We start from the raw sequence: 18,777 nt of genomic DNA, 5'->3' as shown, positions 1-18,777 counted from the left end.
CGGAGAAAAACGCTATCTTTACGCCGAATGCTCCCATCCGTCAAAAGACTCATGCCATGTACAGACTCAGTCAATATAAGGAAACCGACAAAATGGGCGACCTGATCTGTGAAAACTATCCGATTCTTCTGGTAGTTAGCAGGTTCGGTATTTCGCTCGGGTTCGGCGACAAGGATATCGCGCAGGTGTGCGCGGACAACGGGGTCGATACGCCGACTTTTCTGGCCGTCGTGAACCTGCTGTTGGACGAGGACGAATCAGCCGCTCCGGCCGATGCTCCGCTGTCGGTCGGAGCGCTCGTACGGTACTTGCAGAATTCGCACGCCTATTTCCTGGATTTTCGTCTGCCGGTGATCCGCCGCGAACTGGCCGATGCGCTCGGCAGCGATCACGGCGACGTTTCGTTCGCCGTGCTCCGTTTTTTCGATGAATATGCGGCTGAGGTGCGCAGGCACATGCTTTACGAAGAAGAGAAAGTTTTTCCTTATGTCCGTTCTTTGCTCGAAGGGCGTAAGAAGGGACGGTACAGGATCGATATTTTCCGGAGACAGCACGATCAGGTGGAGGCCCGGCTGACGGAGTTGAAGAACATCCTGATCCGCTACTATCCGGGCAGCGGCAGCAACGAACTCAACAGCGCGTTGTTCGATATTTTTTCGTGCGAGCGCGACCTGGCTTCGCACAATCGGATCGAAGACCACCTGTTCGTTCCGGCGGTCGTGGAACTGGAGCGTAAAAACGGTTCGCAATGATGAGCGTTTCGTTGAAAATAGCCGTAGCCGAGTCTTCGCAGATTATCCGCAGCGGTCTTCTTGCGGTGCTGAAACGGCTACCCGGACTGAATGTGAGCGTCGTGGAGATCGCCGATCCCGAACAACTGGTCAAGTCGCTTTGCTGGCAGAAGCCCGACATCCTGATCGTGAATCCGGCGTTGCCGGGGCTTTTTTCGTTGCAGCGCATCCGGCACGAATCGGGGTGCGAGACGATGAAATGCGTGGCCCTGCAATGTGCGCTGGCCGACGCCCTGTCGCTGAGGATCTACGACGAGACGATCTCCCTGTACGATACGGCCGAACAGATCCGGCTCAAACTGTCCCGTCTCGCCAACCGGGACGAAAAACCCGAATCCCGGCGCGACCTGCTGAGTCCGCGGGAAAAAGACGTTGTGGTCTGCGTGGTGAAGGGGATGACCAACAAGCAGATCGCCGAGCGGTTGTGCCTGTCGGCGCATACCGTGATTACCCACCGCCGCAACATCGCCGGCAAATTGCGGATACACAGTCCGGCCGGGTTGACCATCTATGCGATCGTCAACAAGCTGGTCGAACTCGACGAGATCGGAGAGACCGTCGCGGCCGGGTAATTCCCCGCCGCCCGGAATCGCCGTTCCGTCCGGATCGTCCCGATTTTTCGTTTTGTTTTTGCTTTCACCGAAAAATTGGTGAAATATTTGCGGAGTGATCCGCAATATCCATTCTTAGAGCTATGACAGACGGAACGATAGGGAAAAACAACGCTTTTTTCCGGCAACTGCTTTATATCGGCATCCTGATTACGATCGGGCTGGTAATTTTTACACAACTCCAATTTTTCGTAGGATCGTTCCTCGGGGCGATCACGATGTACGTCGTGTTGCGGACGGTGCTGTTCCGGTTGACCGAGCGCTGGAACTGGAAGCCCTGGGTCGCCTCGCTGATGCTGGTGTTGGCTACGACGCTGCTGCTGTCCGGGCTGGGATTTCTGATTTTCGAGGTGATCGCCTCCGAGATCCCGAACGTGGACACCTCGAAAATCGTCGACGTTTTCAACGAACTGCTCCGGCGGGCGAACCATCTGCTGGGCTTTGCGATCGTGCCGGAAAATATCGTCAAAGGTTCCGGCGGGACGATCACGAAAATGGCCTCGATGCTGCTCAATACGACTTACAGTTTCGCAGCGAACGTGTTCATGATGCTCGTGATCCTTTATTTCATGCTGCTGCACGCTCGGACTATGGAACGAAGCGCGAACCGCTACCTGCCGTTCCGCGGTCATAGCCAGCAGGTGATTCGCAGCGAAGTCAAGAGCATTATTTTCAGCAATGCCGTCGGCATTCCGCTGGTCATGTTCGCGCAGGCGGCGGCCTCCTTTCTGGTCTATTGGGCGCTGGGCGTCAACAATGCGGTCTTCTGGGCTTTCGTGACGGCCGTCTGCGGGTTGATACCGATGGTCGGCACCGCGATCGTCACCGTGCCGATGGGCGTTTATATGATTTTCGACGACAGCGTCTGGATGGGGATCATCATGATCGCGTGCGGCATACTGATCGTGGCCAACGTAGACAACCTGTGCCGGATCATCCTGATGAAGAAGATCTCCAATACCCACCCGCTGATCGTGATTTTCGGGGTGATCCTCGGGATTCCGCTTTTCGGCTTCTGGGGGATTATTTTCGGGCCGCTGCTGATCTCCGCCTTCCTGCTGTTGATTCGGATCTATTACAAGGAATACCGGTTGCTGCCGCCGTCGGAATCCTGAACCGGCGGACGGCCGCTTATCGCCGGTCGTCCCGGTGGCGGTGTCTTTTGACGACCGTTCCGTGTCCGACGACCGTCTGTTTGATACCCGGCATCAGCGACTTCCACAGGTAGTTGAACTGCGAGCGGTAGGGATCCCGTTCGGTCGCGCCTTCGCCGGTGCGGGTCACTCCGTCTTCCGGATTGCCGGTGCGGATCAACAGGTCGTCTACGATGGCCGAAAGCAACCGGCGGGCCTTGGGCCCGTCTTTCTCCTGTTTCATTAGCGAGACGTTCAGGCTGTCGTACAGCAGTAGTAATTGTACGTCGGCTTGACGAGAGTCTCCTGCGATGCGGAAATTCATTCCGTCGATTCGCCCCGTATTGATTCGCGCGTTCACCAGCGGTTCGATCGCCCGGTTCATCGCCTGCAGTTCCATCGGGCCGAGCTTTCCGTCCACTTCGAAACGGTCGTCCAGCGAATCGGCCGGCAGCAGGAAGGTCGCCTGTAAGACTCCCCGGTTCATCAGTCGCCCGCTGGCTTTCAGGGTGATGCGCGGATGTTCCGGCGAGGCGGCGTTGGCGAGTCCGTACAGGTCGCCTCTCAGACTGTCGAAGGTGACGGTACCCGGAACGGTTCCCGTCGCCGACAGTTCTTCGTACACGGCGCGAATGTCGCTGAAACTTATTCTACGAACTTCCACTCCGAAAGAGAGTTTTTGCAGGGATTGGTAAAAGAGCGGTTTGATGCGCTGTTTTTGCGGGATCTGTCGGTTCTTGAAGCTGCCGATTTCCACGTTGCCGATCCATACGCTGTCGATTTTCAGCTTTTTGTTCCGCGCGATCTCGGGATAGTCCACTCCCGTGCACGCGATCCGGCCTGCGACGACCTGCGTCCAGTCCGGATGGCCTGCTACCAGCGAGGCGAATTCGCTTTTCGGGTATTGCGGCAACAGGCGGACGCCCGCTACCGAGCATTCGCCTTTGCGGGTGTCGATTATCAGCGTATCGGCCTGCAACGCGACCGCTCCTTCGTCGAGCTGATAGTTTACCGATTCGACGGAAGTGCGGATGCCGTTGTCGAGCCATCCGCTGTCGTTCGCATTCCCGGCGTTCAGGCGGAAATCGTCGGTTTGTACGGAGAGTCCCCGCAACGTATGGCATGTCTGCCGTCCGTTCCGGATCTCGCAGTACGTTACCGAGCCGTCCGCGATCCGGAGCCGGCCGATGCCGATCGTCCGGACGGTCTGTCCGGATGCCCGTTGCAGCGAGTCGACCGGTGGAACCGAGTCGCTGAAGTTGCGGACGATGTCGACGTGCGGTGCCGACACTTCGATTTCGGCGATCGTCGGCGTCCGGTCTCCGTCTTGTTGCGTCAGGCGGATTCCGCCGATCGAAAGCTGTGCTGCGGTGAGCCGGAACATCCGCAGGCCGGGATGTCGTTTTGCGAGCAGCAAGCTGTCGGTCGTCAGGACGATGCCTTTGAGCCGCATCGACCGGCCGACCGGATTGAAACGCACCCGGTCGATGCTGATCCGGCACGTTCCGCCGGTCTGCTCGGCGACCTCTTTTTCGATCTTTTGCCGGACGATCCGGCCGATCCAGAGGTTTGCGCCCGCAAGCAGCAGCAGGACGGCGACGACGACGATCCCCGCCGTCCGGACGATTTTTCTGAAACGCGGTTTTCTTTCGGTAGTTTCCATAATTCTGTGCATTTTACGAATAAAATGCATAGCTTGCAAATTCCTGTCCAAATCGCCGGTCGATGGATGAGATATTCGACGATGCGGATTATCTGCCGAAGATTTTATTCTCCGGTTCTCCCGCTCCGGTGCCCGTAACTGAAATAGAAATCTTTGAGTTCGTTGCGGGTCGCCCGCCTGACGGATACGTATTCGGGAGGGACGCAGGCGTCCCTGTAAAATCGGGTCAATCCGTCGGTCATGACCTCCAGAACGACGTTCCCGTTTTCGAGTTTGTCGAAAATTCCCCACAGGCAGCGGTCCGGGTCGTGGTGCCGGGGATCGAGGGAGAAAAGATACAGCTCTCCCGGAACGAAATGGAAATCCTGGATCGCCATAGCCGCTGTCGGTCGGTTTTATTCCTGTTCGACCAGAAGTTCTTCGAGACAACTGGTGTCCACGCGCATGTAACGCAGGAACGTATCGTAGTTGAAGCCGTATTTAGGAAATACGTGTTTCAGCCAAACCTGTTTGTAACATTTGTCGTGCCGTCCCGGTTCGTAAAATTGTGCTGCAAAGTCCTGGATTTCTTTTGCTCTGATTAAATAACTGATAGAATGCATACATATCGATAATTGGTCGGATCGGTTTCGGTCCGAATTTCTTAAGTATTTGGATCTAAATGAAAAATAATAGTGAAAGTGACTAAAATTTTTAGCGCTGTACGGTGTCGGGGATACTGCATTCGGTCCGGGATAAATGAGTTTTCTGTCAGTCGGAACCGTTCTTTCGGAACGGGGCCGTGACGGTTTCCGTTTCTAAAATAGCATGTTATGCGGCGAGGGTATTTCCCGGAGACGGGAGTAAACAGCGTCCGGATAAAATACAAATATCCGTACAATTTGATTATATTTGTACAAAATGCTTTGGTACGGCGGAATTGCGAGATGTCCGGGCGGTTTGGAAAACGGGTATGGCGGTAATGATCGTTTCTGTACGGTGCCGTATTCGAGATTTGTGGATAATTGATTTGCAGCGAGTTGAGTGATTGTAAGATCGGACGTATGATTTTTCCGGGGGGGCGGATAAACTATGAGAAGCGGGTCGTCGAGCGGATGATCCGTTTTTACTGTATCCACCGGGAAGGGAACCGGGAGCTTTGTCCGGAGTGTCGGGAATTGCTCGCGTATGCCGTTGTCCGGTTGGATTGCTGTCGGTTCGGCGACAGGAAACCGGTTTGCAAGAAATGCCCCGTTCATTGCTACAAAATATCCATGCGGGAACGGATGCGGTGCGTGATGCGTTATGCGGGTCCCCGCCTGCTGTGGTATCGTCCGCTCGATGCGTTCGGGCACTTGCTCTGCCGTCTGCGGCTTTTCGGCGGCCGGTAATTTTCCGGGTCGTAGCGGCTTTTCGTAAGGCGATGTCCTGCGGCGGGTATCCCGTTTTCGGAGATCGCGGGGGACGGTTTTCCGGAACGAACGGCATAAAGAACCGGCACCCAGCGATTTTTCGATGGATGCCGGTTTGAATTATTCAGCGGATTTGCCGGAACCTATTGCCGGTAGATTATGCAATAGTGATGCCGGGATCGAGGTAAACGTCCTGAATCGCGTGCAGCAACGCGATGCCCTCTTTCATCGGGCGTTGGAACGCTTTGCGTCCGCTGATCAGCCCCATGCCGCCGGCGCGTTTGTTGACGACGGCCGTGATGACGGCGTCTTTCAGATCGGATACGCCGTGCGATTCGCCGCCGGAGTTGATTAGTCCGACGCGGCCCATGTAACCGTTGGCCACCTGGTAGCGGCACAGGTCGATCGGATGGTCGGACGCTAACTCTATGTACATTTTTTCGTTCGTTTTGCCGAAATGCAGCGCGGTGAACCCGCCGTTGTTGGTCGGCAGTTTCTGTTTGACGATGTCGGCCTTGATCGTGACGCCCAGGTGATCGGCCTGCCCGGTCAGGTCGGCCGACGCGTGGTAATCGGCGCCGTCTTTTTTAAAACTGCCGTTGCGCAGGTAACACCACAGGATCGTCGCCATACCCAGTTCGTGCGCCCGTTCGAAGGCTTCCGAAATTTCGACCAACTGCCGTCGGCTCTGCTCCGAACCGAAATAGATTGTCGCGCCGACCGCGACGGCTCCCATGTTCCACGCCTCGTCGACCGATCCGAACAGCACTTGGTCGTACGTGTTCGGGTAGGTCAGCAACTCGTTGTGGTTCAGCTTGACGATGAACGGTATCTTATGCGCGTATTTGCGGGCCACTGCGCCGAGGTTGCCGAACGTCGAAGCTACGGCGTTGCAGCCCCCTTCGATTGCCAGTTTGACGATGTTTTCCGGGTCGAAATAGACCGGGTTCGGAGCAAACGACGCGCCGGCCGTGTGTTCGATGTCCTGATCGACCGGCAGGATAGACACGTAGCCCGTGCCGGCCAGCCGGCCGTGGCCGAGCAGCGTTTGCAGGCTGCACAGCGTGCGGACGTTGCGGTCGGACGGAATCCATGTCCGGTCGACCGTGTCCGGCGACGGGATGTGGATCAGCGACTTGTCGATCGTCCGGCAAACGTGATTCAGGTAATACTCGGTTTTGTCTCCCAATAAATTGATGATCTGGCTCATATTCTATAACGGTTTAAATTTATTGTTGTTTTTTACCCTGGCGGGCGACGGCTTCCATCAGTTTGCGGATCTCTTCCGGATCGCCGAGAAAATAATCCTTCGTAAGATTCAGCCGGTCGTCGAATTCGAAGACGTACGGTACGGCCGTCGGCAGGTTCAGGTTGACGATGTCGTCGTCCGAAATGCGCTTCAGATGCTTGATAATCCCCCGCAGACTGTTGCCGTGCGCGACGACCAGCAACTGGTCGGCCATTTTCAGGTTCGGAAAGATCGCGCACTGCCAGTACGGCATGATCCGTTCGATCGTCTCTTTCAGGGATTCGGTGCGCGGCAGTTCCCCGTCCGGAACCAGCCGGTAGCGCGGGTCGAAACGCGGGTTGCGCGGATCGTCCTCGGCGAGCGGATCGGGTGCGATGTCGTAGCTGCGTCGCCAGACGAGCACCTGTTGGTCGCCGTATTTGGCGGCTGTCTCGCTTTTGTTGAGTCCTTGCAGCATACCGTAATGCTTTTCGTTCAGCCGCCAGCTCTTTTCGACCGGGATCCAGTCCTGGTCGAGCTTGTCCAACACGCGGTCGAGCGTTTTGACGGCGCGTTTAAGGTACGAAGTATAGGCTTTGTCGAATGCGAAACCCTCTTTTTTCAGCAATTCGCCGGCCCTGTCGGCTTCGGCGACGCCTTTTTCGGTCAGGTCGACGTCTGTCCAGCCGGTAAAGCGGTTTTCCCGGTTCCAGGTGCTTTCTCCGTGTCGGAGCAAAACGATTTTTTTCATAGTCTTATGCGGTTTGATTTTCCATGTCGGACGCGGTTGCAGGCTGGCGTTCCGTGCCCGTGCGGCGGATGCGCGGCTCTCCGTCGCCGCGACGCTCCGGATATCGGTTCTGTGCAAATAGTGTGCAATAACCTGCGGCCCCGTTGTTTTAAGGAGTAAAAAAAGTAAAATCGTCCGTTTAAAGCAATACCCGGAGGTAGGTATTGTTGCCGGCGAGGGAGAACGATAGGGTAGGTGCGCGCGGGCGGATCAGCCTTCCCGGATGTCGGCGAACCAGTAGGCGTAGTTTTTTACCGTGCCGTCGTCCAGTTTGACCGGGTACCTGCGCTGCAACGGTTCGCCGAGCGCGAACTGCACGGGCGTGCGGAACGGACCGCCGGCGTAGCAAAACGTGTGGTACTCGCCGTTTTCGCCGCATACGTCGACGCCGTCGGGCAGGTCCCGTACGAACGTTTCGTCGATTCGCCGCCCGATGAAGTCGCGGCCGAGCCGGTCGGCGGTCGTCGTGACGATCACGGTTTGCAGGCCCGAGGCGAGAAATTCCCGCATGATTTCCGCGGAAGATTTGCCCCACAGCGGTTCGACGACCGTGATGCCGTAGGGCGACAGTTGCTTTTCGCGGTAGGAGCGCACGTCGTGCAGGAAAATATCCCCGAAAATGAAACGATCGGCGCCCGTATCCCTGAAGTGTCCGACCGCCGCCGCCATCGCCTCTTCGTAGTTCTCCATCGTGCCGTCCGGCGCGAGGTCTATCGTGTAGAGCGGCAGGCCGATGCTGTCGGCCTGCCGACGAAGCAGTCCGACGGGGATGCCGTGCATCGACGAGCGCGCGTTGTCGCGGTTCACGGTCGTCAGCAGCGATACGATTTCGTAGGCTTCGCTCTGCTGCGCCTTGTACAGCGCCAGCGCGGAATCTTTTCCTCCGCTCCAGTTGAAAACGGCTTTTTCGCGCTTCCCGCTTACCATGATCCGTCGTTTGCGGGGCGGCTGGAGAAAAAGCCGCTGACCAGTGTGAAATATTCGGGCAGTCCGGACGATCCGGGTTCGCTCCACTTCAGTTCGATGCCCAGCAATTCCGACGCGGTTTTCCCGATGTCGAAACCGAGGGATTCCAGCGAAGGGCGTATCCGGTCGGGATAGCGGCACGGCCGGCCTTCGCTCCGGGCGCATGTCCCTTCCGGGCACAGGTGGCAGGTTCCGGCATAAAAAGCGCGGCTGCCCGGATATTTCCGTTCGAGTTCCAATAGCCGGGCGTCGAGCGTCCGCCGGACTTCGACGATCATCCGCTGTCCCGCCTGCCGGCCTTGTTCCGGCGTCGCGCATTCGGCGCGGGCGGACGGCTCGGGGATGATCCGTGTGCCTATGATCAACGCCGTGCGGTATCCGGACAGGTATTCGTCCGCATCGAATCCGTGCGGCGGACAGGCCCAGCAGGCGCCGTAGCGGGAACATGCTTGGCAGAATACGATGAATTTTTCAGCGTTCCGGTAGCGGGCGACGTACTCCCCGGCCGGGATCGTCGCGGCGGTCTCTTCGGTTCGGTACATGTCAGTCGTTTTTCGAAAGCCGGATCAGGATCACGCCCGAGTCGGAAACCGTCCCGATCTTCAACGGACCTGCCGTCCGCCCGGTTTCGAACACCCGGCTCAGGTCGTGCGTTTCGTCGAGCAGGAATACTTCGGTTCGGGCGAATTTCCCGATGCCATCGATGTCCAGCGTGAACTCGCGGGGGCCCGATTTCCAGCAGGCGGCGAGGATCGCCAGGTTGCCCAGGCTGTCCGTGCCGGCCAGCACGCGGCTTCCGGCGGGCATACCGTCCGTTTCGGTGCGTACCCGTTCGAGATAGGCGGTCAACTCGCCGAACGCTTTCATGCCGTAGTAAGTTTTGACCGGCGTCCGGTTTTCAAATACGCCCCAGCGCGTCGTGGTGACCGTGTAGTAGAATCCTTTGTCGAGCGGCGTATCCTGCCAGCCGATCATCACCGTGTTCAGGAAAGCCGCCGATTCCAGTCCGCGCATGAACCGGATCGCTTCGTTCTGCTCCGCCGGGCCCATGTTCCACAGCGCTCCGCCGTACGGGTTGTAGTGCCATTCGTTCAAGTGGATCTCCGTCTCGGGATAGCCGCATTCGTCCAGATACCGGCGTGCGTCTACGGCCATTTGCAGTAATTCGGTATCGGTGGGCGAGTAGTAGTGGAACGAGTAGAAGTCCAGCGGCGCTTTGTGACGGGCGCAGTTCCCTGCGAAATCCCTGACCGCCTGTTCGCCGAAGGCGCAGTGCCCTGGCCCGCCGAATTTCAGGTGCGGGAAGCGTTTTTTCAGTTCGGTCGCCGCCTGCGCATAGAAGTCGTTGAACTGCTGCAACGTCCCGGTCCACATTTTCGGGCCCAGATCGGGTTCGTTCCATATCTCCCAGTAACGGATGTCGTAACGGAACCCGTTCCATTTTCCTTCCGTGTAGTGACGGATGACGTTCGATGCGACGTCGACCCATTTTCGCACGTCTTCGGGCGGGTGCACGAAATATTTGTTGACGCTGTGCTCGATCGAGGTTCCCAGCCGGTAATAGACTTCCGTGCCGCACGCGATGCAATTCGCAATATAGTCGTCCGTCTGGGCGAAATAGTAGTTGTCCGGATCTTCCGCGTCCGCTTCGGGATTCGCGAAGATCAGCGGAAGATCGACCAGTCTCATGCCGGGATTCTCCAGCGGAGCGTCGTGCAGCCGCGTGATCGGGATGTGCATTCCGGCGAACGCTTCGCGGAGGTTGCATCCGGGCATCTCTTCGTCTTCGAGCGGCGGGGCCAGGTTGCCGCCGTTCACCGGTTTGATCTTTCCGGCGGACTCTCTCGGATAGACCCGGATCGTCGTCTGCCGGTCTTCCCCGGAAACGACGTCTTGCAGGGCTGCCCGTGCGGCGGCTGCGAATCCGGTGCACGCCAGAACGGCGAGCAGGTATTTCAGGATCGTCTTTTTTTTCATGCGACGGTTTTTCATTGTTCCGGATTTATTGCAAAGATACGGAATTTCATTCGTTCCGCGAAACCGAAGCGATAGGGCTTTTACGGAAGTTTTGTATGGAGAAAACCCGTTTAAAACATATTCCAGCCCTATTGCGTTCGAAATCCCGGGCGGGACGGCTCCCGGTGGATTATAAAAAAACTCGTATCGTGCATTTTGCAAGAATAAAGGTATATATTTGTATATCATTGTGCGCGCAATGAGGTCGAATGTTAAGAGGTTTGTATATAGTTTATTATGATAGATAGGCCTGATGTCCGTTTGTTTCGCCTGATAAAGGGCGGATTGCTTTTTGTTTTTTGCCTGCTCGCGGTTTTTCCCGGATTCGGAAAACAGCAGGGTCGGGGAACCGATTATATGCTGGTCGTCAGCGTTTATGCCGAGGCCTCCGCATGGAGCAACGACATCATTATTCCTGTCATCAACATGGCCGCCGGGATCGAGAACCTGAACGTGTATTCCGAATACATGAACATGTTGTTGATCGACAACGATACGCTGGCGACCGAGTTCAAGCGGAGGCTGTTCGCGAATTACCGGGAACACCCGCCCCGGATGCTGCTGTTGATCGGGAACCCGGCGAAGATATTGCTGGAAGATGTAAAAAAACACTGGGGCGACATTCCGATCCTTTTTTGCGCGGACAAGGAGTATGTGGGAACGGACAGCCTGTATCTGAAGCGAAATCCGATTCCGCCCGATCAGAGAACCCCGTTGTCCGAATTGGTTTCGGAGTACAACCTGACGGTCTTGCAAACGCCCGTTTTTCTGCGACAGAGCGTCGATCTGATGCGCCGGATGATTCCGGGAATGAAAGAGCTGGTATTCCTGGGCGACGACTTGTATATCAACCGGCAGGACGAACAGGAACTCTCCGAACTGATGCGGACGGATTATCCGGAACTAAGCTACCGTTATTTTTCCGCGGCGGACATGACGACCGGGCAGTTGTTCGATTCTTTGAAAACGATCGACAGGAAAACCACGGGCGTACTCTATTCGTCCTGGTGGTATAAAAAAAACTTCGTGGGCAATACCGTGCTGATGACGGACGCTTACCGGGGAATCACCACGTTCGCCCTGCCGTTTTTTTCATTGCATCCGTCGGGGATCAGGGATTCCAACGGTATCGTCGGCGGTTTCGTTTACAGTCAAGAAGCGTTCAATAAAAAGTTGATCGAAACCATTTCCGGGGTGCTGGCCGGTCGTCAGCCGCGGGATATTCCGTTTTATTTTCCGCGGGGCATTCCTACGTTCAATTACGAATCGCTGGTCGGCAACGGGTTTTCTCTGGCCGATACGCCGAAAGGGGCGGTGGTTTACAACCGGCCTCCCTCTTTTTTCGAGCAGTACAAGTACGTCCTTTTCGGGACGGTCGTTCTTTTCGTCGTCGCCCTGCTTCTTTTTCAGTCGAAGCGCAACCGCATGTTACAAAAACTCAGTAAGGCGCAACTGCGGGAGATCCAGATCGGTGAAAACTATACGAACTTGTTCGACAACATGCCGATCATATACATGCAGGAGCGTGTAGTGCTGGACGAATCCGGCGATCCGGTCGATACCGTGTTCTGCGACGTGAACCGGTCTTTCGAACGGTCGTTCTATCCCAAGGAGCGAATTATCGGCAAGAAGGGAAGCGAAATTTTTCCCGAGTCGATGCCCGAATTCCTGCATTTTATCCGGATCGCGATCGCCGAACGGCGGAGCATTACTTTTACTTACTATTTTAAGTCGATCGACACGTTCTACGAGGTGGTGCTGTGCTGTTCGCATATGCCGGGAATTATAGACGTATTTTGCCTGGACAGCACCCAGCTTCACGACGTGCAGCAGAAACTTTCCACTACGAACAAGAAGTTGTCGATGGCCCTGGAGATAGCCAGCATCGTTCCGTGGAAGTGGAACCTGCGGGAACGCACCATTCTGTGCGATGTGAACCGGCCGATCGAACTGGGCGGACTGGACGGCGATGTCCGGGAAGAGCAGCTTTCCGTGCCGGATACGCAGTATTTCGCCAAAATCCGCCGGGAAGACCGGGAAAGGGTGCGCCGCGCTTACCGGGATTTGGCGGAAGGCCGGGTAGCGAAAGTGAAGGAGGAGTACCGGGTGATCGTCGGCGAAGGCCGGGGTAGGCGGCAGGAGTGGGTGGAGGCGCAGGCGGCCGTCGAGACATGGGATGGATCGGGCAAACCGCTGGTGCTGGTCGGTTCGTCGCAGGTGATTACCGAGCGGAAGAAGATGGAGCAAGAGTTGATGTCGGCCAAAGACCGGGCGGAAGAGTCCAACCGGCTCAAGTCGGCTTTCCTCGCTAATATGAGCCACGAAATCCGGACGCCGCTGAATGCGATCGTCGGTTTCTCGGGGATTCTGGCATTGTCCGATTCGGAGCAGGAGAAGCAGGAGTACGTCGGCATTATCGAGAACAACAACGCATTGTTGTTGCAGTTGATCGGCGACATTCTCGATCTGTCGAAGATCGAAGCCGGAACGCTCGAATTCGTCTATTCGGATTTCGATCTGAACGAACTGATGCAGGAGAAGGAACGCGTGATGCGGATGCGCCTGAAGACGGATCGGGTGGAGCTGGCGTTCGAACGGCCCTTGGCCGAATGTCCTATTCGCTCCGAAAGAAACCGGCTTTCCCAATTGTTGATCAATCTGATATCCAATGCGATCAAATTTACCAAGCAGGGAAGTATCCGGTTCGGCTACGAACTGCGCGGTCAGGAGATCTATTGTTACGTGACCGATACCGGCTGCGGAATTCCGCAGGATAAGAAAGACAGCGTTTTCGGACGGTTCGTCAAGCTGAACCACTTCGAACAGGGCACCGGTCTCGGCCTTTCGATCTGCCATACGATCGTCCGGCACATGGGCGGACGGATCGGCGTGGAGTCCGAAGAGGGCAAAGGTTCGACGTTCTGGTTCACGATCCCTTATACGCCGGCCACGCTCCGGCCGGAGGACGAGCCGGAAGAGCGTCCGCTCGTGGCGGTCGAAAAAGACAAACTGACCGTCCTGATCGCCGAGGACGACGACAGTAATTACAGACTGTTCGAAACCATTCTCCGGCACGATTACCGGCTGGTACATGCGTGGAACGGAAAAGAGGCCGTCGAATTATTCGAACAATACCGGCCGCACCTGGTGCTGATGGATCTCAATATGCCGGTGATGGACGGTTACGAAGCCACGCGCGAGATCCGTAAAATATCTTCCGACGTGCCCGTGCTCGCTGTCACCGCCTTCGCTTTCGCGTCGGACGAGCAGAAAGTGATGCAGAACGGTTTCGACGGTTACATGCCCAAGCCGATCAATGCGAAACAGTTGAAAGGGCAGATACTGGACATGTTGCAGTCCCGGATGACGCTGATCTAAAATTTCCGTACCGCTTTCCGCATCCGGCGTCCGTCCCGGTTCAGGTGTTTCCGCAGCGGAACCGGAACCAGGCAAACGATCAACTGAGCCCGCTGCCACCGGTAACATTGCTGGAACAGCAGCATTGCCGCGGCGATAAACAGGGCTGCGCCGGCGGCGATCTCGAAGGGCAGTAGCGGTAGGTCTTCCTGCGGCACGATCATCGGGATCAGCGCGACCGCTCCGGCCGGAGCGAAAAATTTGCCGATGCGTTCGAACAGCAGGAACAGGCTGGTGAAGACCGCGAGCGCTACCGCCCATTCGGGCCATTGCATACGGACGTGCCCGGCCCACTGGAACAGCGTGCCCAGGAAAGCGGCGGCCGTCAGCAGCAGGAAGATCTGAACCGGCCGGTTTCGGAAGCCCGCTTTCGATCCGGCGAATTCGACGTAGGTGACTATCAGCGGCGGCAGAATGAAATAGAGGTTCGACGTATAGACCGGAACGGCCGCGACGACTAGAATCGTGCTGAGCAGGAACAACCAACGGAGCGTCTCTTTTTTCCACTCCGTTGCAGCCGGCGTAAAATCGGCTGCCGTCCGCAGGCGGCCCCGTTCCATCAGGCGTTGCCCGGCCGCTACGGTCAGGGTCATCGTCAGTACGGCCGCCGGATAGATCCAACTGTCGGTGCCAAGCAGGATCGGCAGCATGCCCGCCGAGATCAGCGGGGGCAGCGAAGCGCGGAACAGCATCAGGCATACGGCCGTAAAGGCGAACGAAACCGCGATGTCGGCTATCAGCGGCAGCGGCGAGTAGCGCACGATGCAGACTCCGGCTACGGCGCCTGCGGTCATCAGCGCCACCATCCGCGCGCGGCTGACCCGCCATACCTGCTTGTCGACTATCCACATGCCGATCGTGAGGGCTGCCATTTCCGGGAAAATGATCTCTTTTTCGCCGGACAGTTCGGCGACCGCTACCATCAGCAGGATCATTGTCAGGGCGAAAAGGTATCTTTTTCTTTTCGTCGGATCTGCAAACAGCCGGGTTTCGGGGGGGCGAATGTTCATAGCCGTGTTTTTCGGGAACGACTGCAAAGGTAATCATTTTCGCCCGAATGGGACGTTTTTCCCGCAACGGAGGGTTGCGCTGTCCCGAAAGATGCGGTTTTATCGGCGGATTATGCTTATCTTTACTATCGGAAAACAGCAGCCCTATGGATTACAGCGTTACCACCCGTCTGAAAGGAGTCGTCGCGATGACCAGCAGCTTTCATGCCGATCCGGTGCTGCGCCGGGACCGGAGCCTGTATAAATTCATCTGGGTGCAGCGCGGGACGCTAACTCTCGTGATCGACCATGTGGAAACGCAACTCGCCGCCGGCGAGATCGTTTCGCTCACTCCGTTGCACCGGATCGAATTCGGGGAGTCCGGCGCAGAGTATCTGGCGTTGCTGTTCAACAGCGATTTTTACTGCATCTACGGGCACGACGACGAAGTGTCGTGCAACGGCCTGCTGTTCAACGGATCGTCGGACGTTATGCGGCTGAAGTTGACCGCCGGACAGTCGGAAGCGCTGCATGAGATCACCGACCGGATAGCTGCCGAGTACGCCGTCGCCGACAACCTGCGCGAAGAGATGCTGCGCATTCTGTTGAAACGTTTTATCATTACTTGTACGCGCATGGCGCGGGAACGGTTCGCAGCCGGGGCGGGCAGCGAACGGCAGTTCGACATCGTCCGCCGGTACTATGTGCTGGTCGACCGGTACTTCCGTGAAAAGAAGCAGGTGCAGGAGTATGCCCTTCTGCTGCACCGCTCCCCGAAAACGCTGTCGAATCTTTTCGCCGTTTACGGCCTGCCGTCGCCGTTGCAGGTCATCCGCGACCGGACGCAGGCCGAAGCCCGGCGTTTGCTGCTCTATACTTCGAAAAGCGCCAAGGAGGTCGCCGGTATCCTCGGATTCGAAGACGCGGCCTCTTTCAGCCGGTTCTTCAAAGGGGCGACCGGGAAAAGCATTTCGGAATACCGGAGCCGGAAATAGGGAATAATTGCCAACACATCCGGCAGAATCGCCATTTACCGGCCGGCGTAAACGGCGGATCTTTGCATCATCGTTAAACCTCAAAAGAGAAATGATGATGACGGAACTCAAAAAACTTTACGTCGGTTCGCTGAGATTGACTGCCGGCTGCCGGAAACTGGGCATCGGCCTGATGCGTGTCGCTATCTTCGTGATCTTCGTCTGGATCGGCGGCCTGAAATTTTGGAATTACGAGGCCGAAGGGATCGTCCCTTTCGTCGCCAACAGCCCTTTCATGAGCTTCTTCTATACGAAATCCGCGCCCGAATACAGGGATTACAAGCTCCGCGAGGGCGAATTCGACCCGGCTAAACGCGACTGGCATACGGCGAACAATACGTACGGGTTCTCGCGCGGACTGGGCGTCCTGATTATGGGGATCGGGGTGCTGGCGTTTCTCGGCATGTTTTTTCCGAAAGCGGGCCTTGTTGGTGCAATCCTTGCAATCCTGATGACTGTCGGCACCCTGTCGTTCCTTGCGACGACTCCCGAAGCGTGGGTTCCCGACCTCGGGGCGGAGCACGGATTTCCGCTGCTGAGCGGGGCGGGGAGGCTGGTCGTCAAAGATATCGCGATTTTGGCCGGGGCGGTGATCCTGCTCTCCGAATCGGCCAGAAGGCTATTGAACGAACAAAAAAACAACGGCGATGAAGACTTATGATGCGATTATTATCGGTTTCGGCAAAGGCGGAAAGACCTTAGCCGTCGAACTGGCCAAACGCGAATGGACGGTGGCCGTAGTCGAACGTTCCGAGAAGATGTACGGCGGAACTTGTATCAATACCGGATGCATTCCGACCAAAACGCTGATACACCAGGCGAAAGCGGCGGCCATGCGCCTCGAACTTCCGTTCGACCGGAAAAAAGAGTTTTACCGCCGGGCCGTCGCGGTCAAGGAAGAGGTCGTTTCGTCGTTGCGCGACCGGAATTACCACAACCTGGCCGACCGTCCGGGGATCGCGGTCTATACCGGCGTCGGCTCGTTCGTCTCCCCGGACGAGGTTTCGGTGGAGGGCGCGGAAGGCAGGCAGGTGCTGAAAGCGAAATACATCTTTATCGATACCGGGGCCGAGACCGTCCTGCCGCCGATCGACGGGCTGTCTGCGAGCCGTTTCGTCCATACGAGCGCGTCGATCATGGAGCTGAAGGAGTTGCCGCGCCGGCTGGCGATCGTGGGCGGCGGGTACATCGGGCTCGAATTCGCCTCCATGTACGCCTCTTTCGGCTCGGAAGTGACGGTGTTCGAAGGGGGGCCTGTGCTGATGCCGAGGGAAGACCGGGATGTCGCCGACAGCGTCCGGGAGACTCTTGAGAAAAAGGGGATCGTTTTCCGAACGGGCGCCGACGTATTGTCCGTGCGCGATTCCGGCGGGGCGGCGAAGGTATCCTGGCGGCAGGCCGGGGAGGGCCGGGTCGGGGAACTGGAAGCGGACGCCGTACTGATCGCTGCGGGCCGCCGGCCGGCGACCGAAGGACTGAATCTCGAAGCTGCCGGCGTAAAGGTCGATTCGCGCGGGGCCGTCATCGTGGACGATCGGCTGAGGACGTCCAATCCGAATATCCGCGCGATCGGCGATGTGAAGGGGGGACTCCAGTTCACTTACATTTCGCTGGACGATTACCGGATTATCCGGGACGACCTGTTCGGCGCGGCGGTGCGGAAAACCGGCGACCGCAATCCGGTGGCCTACTCCGTATTCATCGACCCGCCGTTGTCGCACATCGGCATTACCGAAAAGACGGCCCGGCGGAACAACCTGGATGTCCGGGTCAACCGGATAGCCGTCGCTTCGATTCCCCGGATGCGGACCATCGGCGAGACGGACGGCCTGTTGAAAGCGGTGATCGACGCCCGCACGAACCGGATTCTGGGATGTACGCTGTTTTGTCCCGAATCGAGCGAGGTCATCAATACGGTCGCCGTGGCGATGAAATCCGGACGCACTGCCGCTTTTCTTCGCGATTTCGTTTTCACGCACCCGAGCGTCAGCGAAGCGCTGAACGACCTGTTCGTCTGAAATCCGCCGGACGTTTCGGCTTGCCTGCCGGTTCTGAGTCCGATAACCGCAACGTTCTCCGATGTGAGGCGGCCGTCCGCAGGCGATCGCTTCCCTTTTCGTACGGACCGGTCTTCCGTCCCGACCTTCGTTCGCGTATGCCGTTCGCTGCGGGATGTGCGAATCGGGGTATATCGGAGCATTCCATCGGAAAAATGTTTGTATATTACCGTTCGGATGTGTATTTTTATGACGATTGATCTGATTTTGGAAAGTCATCGAGCGGTGTGCGTATCCGCCGCCCGGCGGTTTTCGGGGAATGTCGGTTCGAAGCGGTTCGCCGGAATTTTGAGGCGGCGAATCGCCGTCGATTGAACGATACGGAAAAATGATGCAGCAATCCGATTTCAGCGAGTTGAGGCAGGCGGTCTGTCAGATCGTCGCTGCGGTTCCCCGGGGACGGGCCACTTCCTACGGGGCCGTTGCGCGCGCTTTGGGCCGTCCCGGCTGGGCGCGGCTGGTCGGGCGTATCCTGGGAAGCTGCGGCGAAGCCCGCATTCCGGCCCACCGGGTCGTCGACAGCCAGGGACGGCTTTCGGGCAGTCATGCTTTCGGCAGCCCGTCCCGGATGCGTGAACTGCTCGAATCGGAGGGCGTGCAGGTCGCCGGCGACCGGATCGTCGGTTGGAGGAAGGTTTTCTGGGACCCCTGTAAAGAGATCGAAATGCCTTAAATGTCCGGTAACAGGTGC

General features: G+C 57.4%; 18 protein-coding genes. 9 read left to right on the top strand and 9 right to left on the bottom strand.

All coding sequences use genetic code 11. From position 1 onward, the window contains the following. Positions 1–56: 56 nt before the first annotated feature. From GFH31_RS02860 to GFH31_RS02850, 3 genes are all read left to right on the top strand, one after another. On the top strand, positions 57–752 hold the full coding sequence (locus GFH31_RS02860; protein ID WP_101573151.1) for a hemerythrin domain-containing protein: 696 nt from the start codon (positions 57–59) through the stop codon (positions 750–752). Continuing rightward, the gene (locus GFH31_RS02855; protein ID WP_055205147.1) at positions 752–1,363 is read left to right on the top strand and encodes a response regulator transcription factor; all 612 of its coding nucleotides are present in this window, start codon (positions 752–754) and stop codon (positions 1,361–1,363) included. Before GFH31_RS02860 ends, GFH31_RS02855 begins: the two co-directional genes overlap by 1 nt. Positions 1,364–1,485: 122 nt before the next feature. Then, positions 1,486–2,517 carry an AI-2E family transporter gene (locus GFH31_RS02850; protein WP_101572802.1) on the top strand — a complete coding sequence of 344 codons (1,032 nt, stop codon included), beginning with the start codon at positions 1,486–1,488 and terminating at the stop codon, positions 2,515–2,517. Between the two features lie 16 nt (positions 2,518–2,533). On the opposite strand, the gene GFH31_RS02845 is transcribed toward GFH31_RS02850, so the two are convergent. The 3 genes from GFH31_RS02845 to GFH31_RS02835 form a co-directional block, all read right to left on the bottom strand. After that, positions 2,534–4,198 carry a hypothetical protein gene (locus GFH31_RS02845; protein ID WP_101572800.1) on the bottom strand — a complete coding sequence of 555 codons (1,665 nt, stop codon included), beginning with the start codon at positions 4,196–4,198 and terminating at the stop codon, positions 2,534–2,536. A 104-nt stretch (positions 4,199–4,302) separates the two neighbouring features. After that, positions 4,303–4,575 carry a hypothetical protein gene (locus GFH31_RS02840; protein ID WP_118656193.1) on the bottom strand — a complete coding sequence of 91 codons (273 nt, stop codon included), beginning with the start codon at positions 4,573–4,575 and terminating at the stop codon, positions 4,303–4,305. Positions 4,576–4,593: 18 nt separating this feature from the next. Beyond that, complete coding sequence (locus GFH31_RS02835; RefSeq protein WP_055204947.1) at positions 4,594–4,800, bottom strand: hypothetical protein; 207 nt, start codon at positions 4,798–4,800, stop codon at positions 4,594–4,596. Positions 4,801–5,241: 441 nt separating this feature from the next. Here GFH31_RS02835 and GFH31_RS02830 point away from each other — a divergent pair, with 441 nt between their 5' ends. Then, positions 5,242–5,568, top strand: a complete 327-nt coding sequence (locus GFH31_RS02830) for a nitrous oxide-stimulated promoter family protein (RefSeq protein WP_055204949.1) — start codon at positions 5,242–5,244, stop codon at positions 5,566–5,568. A 178-nt stretch (positions 5,569–5,746) separates the two neighbouring features. Here the strand turns inward: GFH31_RS02830 and GFH31_RS02825 are convergent, their stop codons facing one another. The 5 genes from GFH31_RS02825 to GFH31_RS02805 all read right to left on the bottom strand — a co-directional run bounded on the left by GFH31_RS02825 (position 5,747) and on the right by GFH31_RS02805 (position 10,550). Then, complete coding sequence (locus GFH31_RS02825) at positions 5,747–6,799, bottom strand: class I fructose-bisphosphate aldolase (protein WP_101572798.1); 1,053 nt, start codon at positions 6,797–6,799, stop codon at positions 5,747–5,749. A gap of 19 nt (positions 6,800–6,818) precedes the next feature. After that, complete coding sequence (gpmA, locus tag GFH31_RS02820) at positions 6,819–7,568, bottom strand: 2,3-diphosphoglycerate-dependent phosphoglycerate mutase (RefSeq protein ID WP_118457617.1); 750 nt, start codon at positions 7,566–7,568, stop codon at positions 6,819–6,821. Between the two features lie 249 nt (positions 7,569–7,817). Then, the gene (locus GFH31_RS02815) at positions 7,818–8,534 is read right to left on the bottom strand and encodes an ATP-binding protein (protein ID WP_101572796.1); all 717 of its coding nucleotides are present in this window, start codon (positions 8,532–8,534) and stop codon (positions 7,818–7,820) included. After that, positions 8,528–9,115 carry a DUF2284 domain-containing protein gene (locus GFH31_RS02810; RefSeq protein WP_055204957.1) on the bottom strand — a complete coding sequence of 196 codons (588 nt, stop codon included), beginning with the start codon at positions 9,113–9,115 and terminating at the stop codon, positions 8,528–8,530. The genes GFH31_RS02815 and GFH31_RS02810 overlap by 7 nt, the downstream gene beginning before the upstream one ends. A gap of 1 nt (position 9,116) precedes the next feature. Continuing rightward, entirely contained in the window at positions 9,117–10,550 is a 1,434-nt protein-coding gene (locus tag GFH31_RS02805; protein WP_172970796.1) for a GH39 family glycosyl hydrolase, read from the bottom strand. Between the two features lie 276 nt (positions 10,551–10,826). Between GFH31_RS02805 and GFH31_RS02800 the strand changes: the two genes are divergently transcribed. Then, positions 10,827–13,967, top strand: a complete 3,141-nt coding sequence (locus tag GFH31_RS02800; protein ID WP_153498256.1) for an ATP-binding protein — start codon at positions 10,827–10,829, stop codon at positions 13,965–13,967. On the opposite strand, the gene GFH31_RS02795 is transcribed toward GFH31_RS02800, so the two are convergent. Continuing rightward, on the bottom strand, positions 13,964–15,016 hold the full coding sequence (locus GFH31_RS02795) for a hypothetical protein (protein ID WP_055205150.1): 1,053 nt from the start codon (positions 15,014–15,016) through the stop codon (positions 13,964–13,966). The genes GFH31_RS02800 and GFH31_RS02795 overlap by 4 nt on opposite strands. A 146-nt stretch (positions 15,017–15,162) precedes the next feature. On the opposite strand from GFH31_RS02795, the gene GFH31_RS02790 reads away from it, so the two are divergent. From GFH31_RS02790 to GFH31_RS02775, 4 genes are all read left to right on the top strand, one after another. After that, positions 15,163–15,990, top strand: a complete 828-nt coding sequence (locus GFH31_RS02790; RefSeq protein ID WP_118457580.1) for a helix-turn-helix domain-containing protein — start codon at positions 15,163–15,165, stop codon at positions 15,988–15,990. A gap of 94 nt (positions 15,991–16,084) precedes the next feature. Beyond that, complete coding sequence (locus tag GFH31_RS02785) at positions 16,085–16,690, top strand: DUF417 family protein (RefSeq protein ID WP_055205151.1); 606 nt, start codon at positions 16,085–16,087, stop codon at positions 16,688–16,690. Further along, entirely contained in the window at positions 16,677–18,047 is a 1,371-nt protein-coding gene (locus tag GFH31_RS02780) for an FAD-dependent oxidoreductase (protein ID WP_118457581.1), read from the top strand. The genes GFH31_RS02785 and GFH31_RS02780 overlap by 14 nt, the downstream gene beginning before the upstream one ends. 367 nt (positions 18,048–18,414) lie before the next feature. Continuing rightward, positions 18,415–18,759, top strand: a complete 345-nt coding sequence (locus tag GFH31_RS02775) for an MGMT family protein (RefSeq protein ID WP_228385786.1) — start codon at positions 18,415–18,417, stop codon at positions 18,757–18,759. Positions 18,760–18,777: the final 18 nt, after the last annotated feature.

This window comes from Alistipes sp. dk3624 (assembly GCF_009557455.1).
GTDB lineage: Bacteria > Bacteroidota > Bacteroidia > Bacteroidales > Rikenellaceae > Alistipes_A > Alistipes_A hominis.
The sequence above is the reverse complement of the archived record's forward strand: the minus strand, read 5'-3'. Positions and strand labels throughout refer to the sequence as shown.

Excerpts from the sequence above, each read along its gene's own strand:
- GFH31_RS02860 (WP_101573151.1), top strand. The coding sequence starts at position 57 with ATGTACAGACTCAGTCAATATAAGGAAACCGACAAAATGGGCGACCTG.
- GFH31_RS02855 (WP_055205147.1), top strand. The coding sequence starts at position 752 with ATGAGCGTTTCGTTGAAAATAGCCGTAGCCGAGTCTTCGCAGATTATC.
- GFH31_RS02850 (WP_101572802.1), top strand. The coding sequence starts at position 1,486 with ATGACAGACGGAACGATAGGGAAAAACAACGCTTTTTTCCGGCAACTG.
- GFH31_RS02845 (WP_101572800.1), bottom strand. The coding sequence starts at position 4,198 with ATGGAAACTACCGAAAGAAAACCGCGTTTCAGAAAAATCGTCCGGACG.
- GFH31_RS02840 (WP_118656193.1), bottom strand. The coding sequence starts at position 4,575 with ATGGCGATCCAGGATTTCCATTTCGTTCCGGGAGAGCTGTATCTTTTC.
- GFH31_RS02835 (WP_055204947.1), bottom strand. The coding sequence starts at position 4,800 with ATGCATTCTATCAGTTATTTAATCAGAGCAAAAGAAATCCAGGACTTT.
- GFH31_RS02830 (WP_055204949.1), top strand. The coding sequence starts at position 5,242 with ATGATTTTTCCGGGGGGGCGGATAAACTATGAGAAGCGGGTCGTCGAG.
- GFH31_RS02825 (WP_101572798.1), bottom strand. The coding sequence starts at position 6,799 with ATGAGCCAGATCATCAATTTATTGGGAGACAAAACCGAGTATTACCTG.
- gpmA (WP_118457617.1), bottom strand. The coding sequence starts at position 7,568 with ATGAAAAAAATCGTTTTGCTCCGACACGGAGAAAGCACCTGGAACCGG.
- GFH31_RS02815 (WP_101572796.1), bottom strand. The coding sequence starts at position 8,534 with ATGGTAAGCGGGAAGCGCGAAAAAGCCGTTTTCAACTGGAGCGGAGGA.
- GFH31_RS02810 (WP_055204957.1), bottom strand. The coding sequence starts at position 9,115 with ATGTACCGAACCGAAGAGACCGCCGCGACGATCCCGGCCGGGGAGTAC.
- GFH31_RS02805 (WP_172970796.1), bottom strand. The coding sequence starts at position 10,550 with ATGAAAAAAAAGACGATCCTGAAATACCTGCTCGCCGTTCTGGCGTGC.
- GFH31_RS02800 (WP_153498256.1), top strand. The coding sequence starts at position 10,827 with ATGATAGATAGGCCTGATGTCCGTTTGTTTCGCCTGATAAAGGGCGGA.
- GFH31_RS02795 (WP_055205150.1), bottom strand. The coding sequence starts at position 15,016 with ATGAACATTCGCCCCCCCGAAACCCGGCTGTTTGCAGATCCGACGAAA.
- GFH31_RS02790 (WP_118457580.1), top strand. The coding sequence starts at position 15,163 with ATGGATTACAGCGTTACCACCCGTCTGAAAGGAGTCGTCGCGATGACC.
- GFH31_RS02785 (WP_055205151.1), top strand. The coding sequence starts at position 16,085 with ATGATGACGGAACTCAAAAAACTTTACGTCGGTTCGCTGAGATTGACT.
- GFH31_RS02780 (WP_118457581.1), top strand. The coding sequence starts at position 16,677 with ATGAAGACTTATGATGCGATTATTATCGGTTTCGGCAAAGGCGGAAAG.
- GFH31_RS02775 (WP_228385786.1), top strand. The coding sequence starts at position 18,415 with ATGATGCAGCAATCCGATTTCAGCGAGTTGAGGCAGGCGGTCTGTCAG.